This window comes from Halanaerobium sp., from assembly GCF_003070835.1.
The window spans coordinates 39,670-53,031 of sequence record NZ_QBLR01000006.1 but is presented as its reverse complement, the minus strand read 5'-3'; the positions used below and the strand labels follow the sequence as shown (position 1 = coordinate 53,031).

Here is a 13,362-nt window from a genome sequence, read left to right as displayed (position 1 = left end):
AAATATAACTAAGAAAGAGTAAAAATTATAAATTCTGAGGCAAAATTATTTTTCTTGAAAAAACTGAACCTTGATAATCCAATAAATGGCAATTTGGTCAAAATGGTCAAAGTTGCGGGATTTGGTGTAAATTTAGATATTTTTCTAGATTTAATTGGGGATAAACCCTTTAAAAAATTCTAGGAGAAGTGCTTTAATGACTGTTATAAAAGTTAATTTAAACTATATCGGGTTCCAGTGACTGATCCACTAAAATAAGGATTGAAACAGATACATTGCCATTTTATAAGGTTTACTTTCTTTGTTCCAGTGACTGATCCACTAAAATAAGGATTGAAACTTAAAGATGGATTTGCTAACGCTTTCTCCTCAATTTTGTTCCAGTGACTGATCCACTAAAATAAGGATTGAAACTACAACGAAGAAGCTGTTAAATATGCGAAAGAAACAGTTCCAGTGACTGATCCACTAAAATAAGGATTGAAACAATCTTTCATTAAACCTCTCAATAGATTTCTGATGGTTCCAGTGACTGATCCACTAAAATAAGGATTGAAACAAAGTCTGTGTTGCACTACCATCTTCATATCCTACATGTTCCAGTGACTGATCCACTAAAATAAGGATTGAAACTCTTTTGGCTTTCCATCAACAGGGATATTAGTCCAGTTCCAGTGACTGATCCACTAAAATAAGGATTGAAACATAATATCAAGTAAAAAGGAGAGGATAAAATGTTAAAGTTCCAGTGACTGATCCACTAAAATAAGGATTGAAACAGTAAACAGTCAATTGAGATATTCGCCAGATCTAAGTTCCAGTGACTGATCCACTAAAATAAGGATTGAAACACTTTATTGCCATTAACCTCAAAATATAATCCATTAAGTTCCAGTGACTGATCCACTAAAATAAGGATTGAAACAATATAAAATCACCGCTATCTATCAACTTATCATTTGTTCCAGTGACTGATCCACTAAAATAAGGATTGAAACTGATTTCATTATTTGCAAAATCATTTTCTATATTTGTTCCAGTGACTGATCCACTAAAATAAGGATTGAAACTGGCACATACTCATAGATTAATTAGTGAGGATATAGATGTTCCAGTGACTGATCCACTAAAATAAGGATTGAAACTTCATCTTGATGTGAGACACGGGCAGGCAGATTGGTTCCAGTGACTGATCCACTAAAATAAGGATTGAAACATAATCTTTCAAGTGGAATGAAAACAGTATTTACAGTGTTCCAGTGACTGATCCACTAAAATAAGGATTGAAACGAAAACACGCTGAAAAATTAATTAAAATGAAGTATGGTTCCAGTGACTGATCCACTAAAATAAGGATTGAAACTACCTTCGTTCAGCGTGAAGCCTTAAATCAGCTATGTTCCAGTGACTGATCCACTAAAATAAGGATTGAAACTTTCAACATAAGCCGCACCGTCATATACTTCTAATGTGTTCCAGTGACTGATCCACTAAAATAAGGATTGAAACACTTCTTGCAAAAATCCCCACTTAAATGTCCACAGTTCCAGTGACTGATCCACTAAAATAAGGATTGAAACATTTCAGTTGCTGTCGCATTACTTGTGCTTTCTCCTGTTCCAGTGACTGATCCACTAAAATAAGGATTGAAACAATAAGTTTCAACCTTAGTTTTAGCTAGCAATTTAGTTCCAGTGACTGATCCACTAAAATAAGGATTGAAACATCACCTAACCTTTCCCCTATTGCTTCAATAACATGTTCCAGTGACTGATCCACTAAAATAAGGATTGAAACATTTCCAGCCTGATTTCTTTAAAGCTTTCGCTAAGGTTCCAGTGACTGATCCACTAAAATAAGGATTGAAACAGCCTGTGTATTGCATAGGCTTTGAATGATATATCGTTCCAGTGACTGATCCACTAAAATAAGGATTGAAACAGCAGCGCAACCTCATATCTTAAACCATTGACTGTGTTCCAGTGACTGATCCACTAAAATAAGGATTGAAACACACCCCTTATCTGCTCATAATAATCGTAAAACTTGTTCCAGTGACTGATCCACTAAAATAAGGATTGAAACTTTTTATTCCCCCTCAATTTATTGCGTTTTCCTCATGTTCCAGTGACTGATCCACTAAAATAAGGATTGAAACTAAGCTGCTAACTGTATGAAATGAGTGTCATATATGTTCCAGTGACTGATCCACTAAAATAAGGATTGAAACTTATGATAGATATATTAGAGGATTATGGGTAGTTGCGTTCCAGTGACTGATCCACTAAAATAAGGATTGAAACTCCACATATCGTGAAATGCTTCAGTAACGCTTTTTGGTTCCAGTGACTGATCCACTAAAATAAGGATTGAAACTGCTTATGGAGATGAGATAACAACGTGGCCTGAAGAAGTTCCAGTGACTGATCCACTAAAATAAGGATTGAAACTCAACATTTCATTAGTAACTTCAATAAGTCCCACTTGAGTTCCAGTGACTGATCCACTAAAATAAGGATTGAAACGTAACTCCCAGAGGACATGCTTTCTTTCTGTTTGGGTTCCAGTGACTGATCCACTAAAATAAGGATTGAAACAATATATACTGTCTTTAAAATCAATTCTGATAGCTTTAGTTCCAGTGACTGATCCACTAAAATAAGGATTGAAACAATCTAATTGCCCACAACCCCAGGACTCAAAATAAAAGTTCCAGTGACTGATCCACTAAAATAAGGATTGAAACGAGGGTATAGGCTGGTTAACTGATAAAGAAACTGAGGTTCCAGTGACTGATCCACTAAAATAAGGATTGAAACGGCAGTAAAACTTCGCCTGCGTTTGCGCCATCTCTTGTTCCAGTGACTGATCCACTAAAATAAGGATTGAAACTAATTATAGAAAGTTTGCCTATCTATTTCTAAAAAAGTTCCAGTGACTGATCCACTAAAATAAGGATTGAAACACCAATGATATGGTCCTTCTGGGTTGCAAGTACCAGGTTCCAGTGACTGATCCACTAAAATAAGGATTGAAACAATTGTGGAAACTGCTTTCTGTGTTGATATAACTCGTTCCAGTGACTGATCCACTAAAATAAGGATTGAAACACTATTAAAGGTATAAAACCATAGAGAACTAATTTGTTCCAGTGACTGATCCACTAAAATAAGGATTGAAACGCAAATTGTCCTGCTGCAAATGTAAATACGCTGTCGTTCCAGTGACTGATCCACTAAAATAAGGATTGAAACTTTATATTGCTGAACTGAAAAACTTCGCAAAATATAGTTCCAGTGACTGATCCACTAAAATAAGGATTGAAACGAGTCTGCAACAGGACATACAACTGATACTATACAGCGTTCCAGTGACTGATCCACTAAAATAAGGATTGAAACAATTTAATTGTCCACAACCCCAGGACTCAAAATAAGTTCCAGTGACTGATCCACTAAAATAAGGATTGAAACTTTATTATTTCTTTTCTACGCTCCATATTCGCCTTTGTTCCAGTGACTGATCCACTAAAATAAGGATTGAAACACTAAACGCGGAGTAAATGTATTAATGACACAGAGTGTTCCAGTGACTGATCCACTAAAATAAGGATTGAAACACCAGCAAATTAGTCTATTAATACCTAAAATACAGGTTCCAGTGACTGATCCACTAAAATAAGGATTGAAACGAATTAGCAAAAGCAATATAAAGGTAAAAGCTGGGCAGTTCCAGTGACTGATCCACTAAAATAAGGATTGAAACACCCATCTCCAGTTTTCTGATCCTCTTTGGATAATGTTCCAGTGACTGATCCACTAAAATAAGGATTGAAACAAGAAAATATGTTTATCAGCTGAATATCACAATATAGTTCCAGTGACTGATCCACTAAAATAAGGATTGAAACGCTTTAGAGCTGATTAGATTAGATTATAGCCGTCAAGTTCCAGTGACTGATCCACTAAAATAAGGATTGAAACTATTGTTAATTGCAAAATATAGCTTTCTATATGTGTTCCAGTGACTGATCCACTAAAATAAGGATTGAAACAAGATCTGATTATATACTTGTTAGCTGCAGTTATTGGGTTCCAGTGACTGATCCACTAAAATAAGGATTGAAACTGCTCAGTAATGCAATTAAAACATAATTCGTGCTCATGTTCCAGTGACTGATCCACTAAAATAAGGATTGAAACTAAGTCCAGTCAACACTATTGGTCAAAAAACCCATGGTTCCAGTGACTGATCCACTAAAATAAGGATTGAAACCCAAGTCTCTGCATCTCTAGCTGCTTGTTCTTGTTTAGTTCCAGTGACTGATCCACTAAAATAAGGATTGAAACATAATATAACTACCCCTCCCCAATTACTCATAGTATTGTTCCAGTGACTGATCCACTAAAATAAGGATTGAAACTTGTCTAAAATAGATTAAGGAGGTAAAAAAATGACTGTTCCAGTGACTGATCCACTAAAATAAGGATTGAAACGCGATGAAATGGATAAAATTATGGAAGGGGTGATTAGTTCCAGTGACTGATCCACTAAAATAAGGATTGAAACTCTCTAGCTTTTTTAGTTTTCTTTCTGTGCGTTTGTTCCAGTGACTGATCCACTAAAATAAGGATTGAAACTCAGACGCTTTCAAGAGAGCAGCGGTCAAGTGGGGGTTCCAGTGACTGATCCACTAAAATAAGGATTGAAACGATATGTAAATTTATATTTAACTATACAATACCATTGTTCCAGTGACTGATCCACTAAAATAAGGATTGAAACTCTTTATAGAACCCTATACCACTATTATTTGCAAAGTGTTCCAGTGACTGATCCACTAAAATAAGGATTGAAACTCGAAGTACAGACAATAGGAGAAGGGCAGGACAAAGGGTTCCAGTGACTGATCCACTAAAATAAGGATTGAAACCTATAGCATTAATTAAATTTTCTTGCTGCTTATTATGTTCCAGTGACTGATCCACTAAAATAAGGATTGAAACAACAGCTTTGCAAGTGATATTTAAAATATTTAAATCAGTTCCAGTGACTGATCCACTAAAATAAGGATTGAAACTCCATAGGAGGGATAGATAATGTTTAAAATCAAAGGTTCCAGTGACTGATCCACTAAAATAAGGATTGAAACTTCAGAATTGATGGGAAAGTATTTATATTTTAAGCGTTCCAGTGACTGATCCACTAAAATAAGGATTGAAACATTGGGAAACACACTCACTTACACAAGATAGAGGTGTGTTCCAGTGACTGATCCACTAAAATAAGGATTGAAACTCTGGAGGGATTCAGATGATAGTAGGGTCCGTGATAAGTTCCAGTGACTGATCCACTAAAATAAGGATTGAAACATGGAGGCCTTCTGTTTCCAGTTTCATACATAGGTTCCAGTGACTGATCCACTAAAATAAGGATTGAAACACCAGCCTAAAGTAGCATATTCAGAGCGTCCAATACTTGTTCCAGTGACTGATCCACTAAAATAAGGATTGAAACTTATCATGAATTTTGGCTTGATCAGAAGTATAATAGTTCCAGTGACTGATCCACTAAAATAAGGATTGAAACTCTAAAATAGTTAGTGGTTTGTTCAAATGGTTCAATGTTCCAGTGACTGATCCACTAAAATAAGGATTGAAACATTGGTATACACAGGGTGACTGATAAAAATAGAGAAGGTTCCAGTGACTGATCCACTAAAATAAGGATTGAAACGTAGTCAATCCTTCTACCCAAAGTGTTGTATTGTGGTTCCAGTGACTGATCCACTAAAATAAGGATTGAAACGTTTTATGTTTCTCCCAAACCAAATCTTCGTTCAGGTTCCAGTGACTGATCCACTAAAATAAGGATTGAAACTCTAATATGCTATTATCTAACTTTAACCAGCTTAAATGTTCCAGTGACTGATCCACTAAAATAAGGATTGAAACACGTTACCGTCCAGGAGAGTACCAACATCAGCCATGTTCCAGTGACTGATCCACTAAAATAAGGATTGAAACGGTTTTCTAGGTTTATATCGAAACTTATCAAGTGGTGTTCCAGTGACTGATCCACTAAAATAAGGATTGAAACTCCGCACATATTTCCAAAAAGTTGATGATCCCACAGTTCCAGTGACTGATCCACTAAAATAAGGATTGAAACTTATAGAGGAGGAGGAAGATAATGAACTACAAGAAGTTCCAGTGACTGATCCACTAAAATAAGGATTGAAACTTTCTCCTTTAGTTTGGTATTTAACTACTCATTATCGTTCCAGTGACTGATCCACTAAAATAAGGATTGAAACATTGTAAATACCTCCTTATGCTAAAAACACGTGAGAGTTCCAGTGACTGATCCACTAAAATAAGGATTGAAACAAGCAGGTGTTGAATTAACATCAACCCCAAATTGGTTCCAGTGACTGATCCACTAAAATAAGGATTGAAACTATTCATTATTCCGTCTTCATCAGTCAGACCGTCTAGTTCCAGTGACTGATCCACTAAAATAAGGATTGAAACAATAATCTGCGTCATAAACTTCATTTTCATAAAAAGCCCGTTCCAGTGACTGATCCACTAAAATAAGGATTGAAACGCCATTGGTTCAGTATATTCCTTAATAATTCCTGAAGTTCCAATGACTGATCCACTAGAATAAGGATTGAAACGCTACAAAAGGAGCGATCTGTCGTCCTCCTTTTCTGTTTCAATGATTGATCCACTAGAATAAGGATTGAAACTTGGACCGTTCTTCTGTTTCTGTAGCATTTTGCTGCGTTCCAGTGACTGATCCACTAAAATAAGGATTGAAACGCTGCACTTAATATACTTAACCCTAGCTTTGATGCAGTCATAACTGCAGATCCACTAAAATAAGGATTGAAACACAAACTGGTTAGAGTATTATAGCTGCATATTTCCATTCATAACTGCAAATCCATTAAAATAAGGATTGAAATATATAAGCCATTATTATCAGCTCTTCTTATTTGTTTGTCATTATTACTGATCCACTAAAACAAGGATAGAAACCAAATGTGTAATCAATTTAATTTTATTCAAATTTTAGATTGCATATAATTAAATCAGAAAATAATCAGATTTCAATTGGAGGGATAATCATGCTAAATAAAAGAAAAGATTTAATAAAAGCAGTCTTTATCGCAGACGCACTCTCATTCGGTTCCCACTGGGTTTACAGCACAGATAAATTACAAGAAGAATACAGCGGTATAATTGACGAATACAGATCTCCAATGGCTAAATTCCATCAGGGTAAAGAAGCCGGAGATTTATCTCACTATGGAGAACAGGCCTTTGCTTTACTGCAGTCTATATCGGATAATCAGGGCTTTGATTTAAAGAAGTTTAGAGATGACTGGGTTGATTATCTTGAAAATAATGAGATGTACATGGATAATGCAATGCAGGATTCGCTGGAAAAATTCAGAGATTCAAATACCCTAGTCGGAGCAGAAAATCATGAACTGGGAGGTATTGCCCGCAGTCTGCCTTTATTTTTAGAAGCGGATATTACTGAACAGGATTTTCTGGACCTGATTCATTTAACTCATAATGCAGAAGTTGTTGACCAGACAGGAAAATTTGTTTTTAGAGTAATAAAGGAAGTACTGGCAGGTAAAGACTATAAAAAAGCAATCGAAGACAGTAAAGATTTAAATCAGTTCACTGCAGAGAGTTTTGAAAAAATAGGAAGCAAAGACAATATTGTAGCCAGTGCAGATGAGCGTGGTCAGGGCTGCTCAATTGAGCAGGGCTTTCCAATTGTGCTTGATGTTTTGTGGAATGCAGATAATCTTCTGGAAGCACTGACCCTTAATATTATGGCTGGAGGAGATACTTCTGCCAGAGCCATGGTTATTGCTGCAGTAATGGCGGCAGCCGAGGGACTGGGTTCCATCCCCGAAAAATTAATAACTGGCTTTAATAAATCTCAGGCTGTAAGTAAACTGCTCGCAGAAATATAAAAGGAGCTGATAAATGTGGCAAAAATTGCTTTAATCCATACAACACCGGTGACAGTAAATTCTTTAAATGAATTGCTAAAAGAAAAAGAGCCTGAAATTGAAATTATAAATATTGTAGATGATTCAATTCTACCTGAACTAATAAATAATCAGGCAGATATTTCTCTAGTAGAAGAAAGAGTAAAATATTATATTCAGGTTGCTGCTGATCAGGGAGCAGACTTAATTATGAGTGCCTGTTCTTCAATTGGAGAAATTTTTGACAGGGAAAATGAAAATTATAAGCTGCCAGTGCTGCGGATTGATTCGGCAATGGCGGAAAAAGCAGTAAAAAATGCAGAAAAAATTGGAGTGGCAGCAACCTTAGCAACTACTCTTAAACCGAGCACAGAACTGATAAAAAAGAAGGCAGCTGCCAGAAATAAAGAAGTAGAAATCAAGACTGCACTTGCCGATTCTGCCTATCAAAAATTAATGGAAGGCAACCAGGCTGAGCATGACAGACTTCTGGCGGATAAATTAAAAGAACTGGCTGCAGAAGTAGAGGTAGTAGTTCTGGCTCAGGCATCAATGGCCAGAGCAGTTTCAATTTTACCTGCTGAAGAGCAGAATAAGTTTTTAACCAGCCCTGAATTAGGAATCCAAAAGGCTTTGGAATCTCTTAAATAAATTCTGGAAATCTGCTAATAACTTTTTGACCAGTGACGAACAGCCTCAAAGCTGTTCTTTTTTTCTTTCAAACAAGGAAAAATCGAATAAACATAGAATATATATAATAGATAGAATTATCACTTAATGATAGATTTACTGTCAAAATATGTTATAATAAAAATACAGAAATTATTAGGGAGGCGGTATTTTGAAAGCATTTAAGGCATATGATATTCGAGGAGTTTATAACAAAGATTTTGATAAAGAGGATGTTTACAAAATAGGTTATTTTCTGCCTAAACTGCTGGCAGCAGATAAGGTTTTAGTTGGCTATGATGATCGGGAGTCAACTCCAGAAGTTTTTGAAGCTCTGGCAGCTGGTATTACTGACCGGGGAGCAGATGTTTATAAGATTGGCTATGCTACTACTCCGATGGTCTATTATGGGACAGCCAAACACGGTTATAAGGCTTCAGTTATGATTACAGCTTCTCATAATCCACCTGAGTACAATGGGCTGAAGATTTCACGAGAAAATGCACTGCCGGTTGGCTATGATTCCGGACTTAAAGAGCTGGAAGAAATGATCGAAAATGAGGAAGTTAAGCCGGTCGGTAAAAATAAAAAAGGTAATATTTTAGAACATGATTTGAAAGATGAATATATAGAGTTCCAGAAATCATATTTGCCTGATCTTTCCGAGCTGGATCTTTCGATAGATGTTTCAAATGGGATGGTGGCAATTTTAACTGATGCAATCTTTGGTGACCAGCCTCATTATCTCTATAATGAACTGGATGGAACTTTTCCCAATCATGAAGCAAATCCCCTGGAAGCTGAAAATAGAGAGGATTTAAAAGAACTACTCTTAGAAAAAGGTTCAGATTTAGGTCTGATCTTTGATGGAGATGGCGACAGGGTAATGTTTTTAGATGAAAAAGGGAATTTTATTTCTCCTGATTTAATTGTTGCCTTACTGGCAGAATATTATATTAATGCAGGCAAGGGTAAAAATGTACTGTATGACATTAGAACCTCCTGGTCAGTTAAGGAGCATATAGAAGAACTCGGTGGAAAGACACATATGTGGAAGGTAGGTCATGCCTATGCCAAGCTTAAGCTTAGAGAAATAGATGGTATCTGTGGAGGTGAATTAGCCGGACACTATTATTATAAAGACTTTTTCTACTGTGATTCGGGAATGCTGACTGCTCTGGTTGTGCTCAATGTGGCTGCCAGACTTAAAAAGGAAGGTAAAGCTATTTCAGAATATATAGCTGAACTGGATAAATATGCGACTTCCGGAGAGGTTAACTTTAAGATTGAAAATAAAAAAGAAGTAATGGAAGACTTAAAAGACTATTTCTTTGCTCAGAGAAAACCGGAGGAATTTTATGATTTTGATGGCTACCGCTTAGAATATAAAGACTGGTGGTTTAATGTTCGACCATCCAATACTGAGCCCTATTTACGACTTGTTGTAGAAGCTAAAAACCAGGAATTACTGGATGAAAAAATGACAGAAATCAGAGAAGTTATGGCAGTAGAATAAACGCAGATTGGGAATTTAGTTTTGGAATTAAAAAGAGACTTCTTTTAGAAAGGAGCGGGTCCTATGGATATTCCTGTTAAAAAGTGGTATGAGGCTGTGCAGACTCGTTATTCTCAACAAAAGTATATGACAAAGGAGATTAAACCTTTTACTTTAAAATCGCTGGAAAAAAAGATAGCAGAGTTGAATCAAATTTACCCGGAAGTTAGGATAGAAATTTTCAAAAAATCTATTAAAGAAATTCTGCCTGCTTTACAGGGCAAATACGGTAATTTTACCGACTCACCGGCTTTCATGGCCTTTGTAATTAATGATAATGGAGAGCACCGCTGGACAAAGATGGGCTATATTGGTGAAGCTGTTATTTTAGAAGCTACCGCTCTGGGGCTTGGAACCTGCTGGGTTGGTGCCCGTTATGTTCCCGAAAGATCCAGAGTTAAACTCAATTTAAAAAGAGGAGAGCGGCTGGTAGCGGTCAGCCCAATTGGATACTCATCAGAAAATTATAATCTGACCAGACATTTTATTTCTAAACTCTTTCCCCATCGGGACCGAAAAAATGTTAGAGAACTCTGCCCTGATGGCTATGATCCAGACTGGCCGGGCTGGGTAAAAAATGCAATTAAACTTGGGAGTTATGCTCCTTCCAGACTGAACAGACAGCCCTGGCGTTTTTATTATGGAGACAAAAAACTTGCAGTTGACTGTAAGGGTGAGCCTTCTGCTTATAAAAGATTAGAGTGTGGAATTGCACTGCTCCACTTAGAGATAGGTGCCCTTGATGGTGGTACTTCCGGCAAGATTGAATTTGGCGGACTTGGACTTGCTTCTTTTGTTAGTGAAAGTTGAATTAAATAATTATAACTAATATTTTTCTGGCCGCAGATTAATTTCTGCGGTTTTTTCATAATTTCACATATTTATTTGCTAAAGATTTGACTTTTATAATTTATAATAAGGCTACAGAGATAATTATTTTAGCTTTAGCGGATTTGAATTTAATAATTTTTATTATTACTTAACTTTTTGTGGCATGGACTGGGAGGAAAAAATGAGCTATAAAATTTACTTGGTTGAAGATGATCAGAATTTAAATGATATTTTAAGTTCTTATTTAAAAAAAGAGGGTTGGGAAGTAAAAACTTTTCTTAAGGGCGAAATGGCAAGAGAGAAAATTACTGCTGAACCTGATCTCTGGATTTTAGATATTATGCTGCCCGATATAGATGGATTTCAGTTGATTTCAGAGATAAAGAAACAAAATGACAATACTCCTGTAATCTTTATTTCTGCTCGTGATGCTGATTTAGATCGAATAATAGGGCTGGAAAAAGGAAGTGACGATTATTTGGCCAAACCTTTTTCTCCTCGGGAACTGGTGATCAGAGTAAAAAATCTTTTAAAAAGGGTCTATGGAAAAAAAGATGAAGAGCAGAGCTGTAGTTATGCAGGTTATTTGATTGATTTTAAGGGAAGAAGAGTAGTAAAAAAAGAGGAAAATAGAGATATTGAGCTGACGGCAAAAGAATTTGATTTACTTGGATTTCTTTTTGATAATCTTCAAAATGCTCTCAGCAGAGAACAGATTATTAAAAATGTCTGGGGAGATAATTATTATGGTTCAGACCGAGTTGTGGATGATCTGGTTAGAAGGCTTCGCAAAAAACTGCCGGAAGCTAAAATCGAAACTGTTTATGGTCACGGCTACAGGATGGTGAAGCAGTGAAAACAATTCTGGCAAAAATCAAAAATAAACCGCTTTCTTTTCAAATCTGGCTGATAACCGGGGCAGTTTTAACTATTGCTCTGCTTTTATATTCACTTTCCCTTCCTTTTATTTTGCGCTCGATAATTATTTCCGAAAAACATGACCGGCTGGAGGAAACTCAGGCCTTTATTATTGAAGAAGGACATTTTGATGATCTAAATCAGGGAGAGGCTCCTGAAGGATTTTCTTTTCCCAAAAACGAAAGTAATAATGACGGCCCTCCAATCAAGTTTTCGCGGGTCCCCCGCCACTTTATCATCAATCAAGATGGTGAAATTACTGATAATGACAATTTAAATATTGCTGAAAAAATCAAAGAAGATATTTTTAGATCTGAAAACCCAGCGAGTCGTTCTGAGCTAAAAATAGACAGTAATGAGGTTATTTACTATGTTTTTCAGGAACTTGATGCTGCCGGAGAAGAAAAGTATATTGTTTCCTATTTAAGAAGCCGCTACAGCGACAGTCTTTTTAGCGAATTTTTTATTCGCCTGATAATTTCGCTGCTCGTCTTTTTATTTTTAGCCTGGCTGATTTCTATTTTTGTAGCGCGTTATCTAACTAAATCACTGCAGGTAATTAAAATGCAGGTCAAAAAAATTGCAAATCGGGAATGGGATCAGCCCTTAGAGATTGACCGCAAAGATGAAATTGGGGAGCTGGCAAATACAATCGAGTGGCTCAGACAGCAGCTGGTCGAAAGAGATGAAAAACAGCAGGAATTTATTCAGCAGATTTCACATGAAATTAAAACTCCAATTATGGTTTTGAGATCCTATGTTCAGTCGATGCAGGATGGTATCTATCCCCGTGGAGATCTGCAGGGAAGTCTGGAAGCTATGGAAGCAGAAAGTTATAAGATGGAGAAAAGAGTTAAAACTCTAATTGATATCAGCAAAATGGATTATTTAAGCAGACAGAATTTAAAATTAGAAGCAGTAAATATTGACAAATTGCTGGAAAAGAAACTGGAAAAATTAAGCTGGCGGCGCAGAGATGTCAGCTGGTCTTTGATCTCAGATAATATCAAGCTAAAAGCAGATAAAGAAAAATTAGAAGTGATTGTAGAAAATATTATTGATAATCAGTTTAAATATGCTGCTGAGAAAATTAAGATTTCTTCAAAAAAAATAAAAAAAGAGGGAAAGCCTATAATCCAGCTTAGATTCTGGAATGATGGAATAGAAATTGACAGTTCAGAGCTCAAAAAAATCTTTGATAAATTTAAAAAAGGTGATGATGGTGAATATGGCCTCGGACTTGCAATTTCAAAAGTTCTGGTAGAATTACATGGTGGAGAAATTTGGGCTGCCAACGAAGACGGTGGGGCAGCTTTTTATATAAATTTTTATGAAGAATTATAGAAGAAAGCTAAGGTTTATAAAATAT

The 13,362-nt window shown here is 36.1% G+C and carries 6 protein-coding genes and 1 CRISPR repeat array; all 6 genes read left to right on the top strand.

Going from position 1 to position 13,362, the window contains the following annotated elements; all coding sequences use genetic code 11:
- Positions 1-231: 231 nt before the first annotated feature.
- Positions 232-7,046: a CRISPR direct-repeat array (repeat unit 37 nt; unit sequence GTTCCAGTGACTGATCCACTAAAATAAGGATTGAAAC).
- Between the two features lie 89 nt (positions 7,047-7,135).
- Complete coding sequence (locus CI949_RS01580) at positions 7,136-8,002, top strand: ADP-ribosylglycohydrolase family protein (RefSeq protein ID WP_290762471.1); 867 nt, start codon at positions 7,136-7,138, stop codon at positions 8,000-8,002.
- A gap of 15 nt (positions 8,003-8,017) precedes the next feature.
- The gene (locus CI949_RS01575; protein ID WP_290762468.1) at positions 8,018-8,671 is read left to right on the top strand and encodes an aspartate/glutamate racemase family protein; all 654 of its coding nucleotides are present in this window, start codon (positions 8,018-8,020) and stop codon (positions 8,669-8,671) included.
- 190 nt (positions 8,672-8,861) lie between these two features.
- Positions 8,862-10,205 (top strand): phosphomannomutase/phosphoglucomutase, encoded by a 1,344-nt coding sequence (locus tag CI949_RS01570; RefSeq protein ID WP_108142293.1) that lies wholly within the window; start codon positions 8,862-8,864, stop codon positions 10,203-10,205.
- A 63-nt stretch (positions 10,206-10,268) separates the two neighbouring features.
- Entirely contained in the window at positions 10,269-11,054 is a 786-nt protein-coding gene (locus CI949_RS01565) for a nitroreductase family protein (RefSeq protein ID WP_290762464.1), read from the top strand.
- A 202-nt stretch (positions 11,055-11,256) separates the two neighbouring features.
- Complete coding sequence (locus CI949_RS01560; protein WP_290762461.1) at positions 11,257-11,931, top strand: response regulator transcription factor; 675 nt, start codon at positions 11,257-11,259, stop codon at positions 11,929-11,931.
- A complete protein-coding gene (locus CI949_RS01555) occupies positions 11,928-13,337 on the top strand; it encodes a cell wall metabolism sensor histidine kinase WalK (RefSeq protein WP_290762458.1) in 1,410 nt (469 codons plus the stop codon). The genes CI949_RS01560 and CI949_RS01555 overlap by 4 nt, the downstream gene beginning before the upstream one ends.
- Positions 13,338-13,362 lie beyond the last annotated feature (25 nt).

Excerpts from the sequence above, each read along its gene's own strand:
- CI949_RS01580 (WP_290762471.1), top strand. The coding sequence starts at position 7,136 with ATGCTAAATAAAAGAAAAGATTTAATAAAAGCAGTCTTTATCGCAGAC.
- CI949_RS01565 (WP_290762464.1), top strand. The coding sequence starts at position 10,269 with ATGGATATTCCTGTTAAAAAGTGGTATGAGGCTGTGCAGACTCGTTAT.
- CI949_RS01560 (WP_290762461.1), top strand. The coding sequence starts at position 11,257 with ATGAGCTATAAAATTTACTTGGTTGAAGATGATCAGAATTTAAATGAT.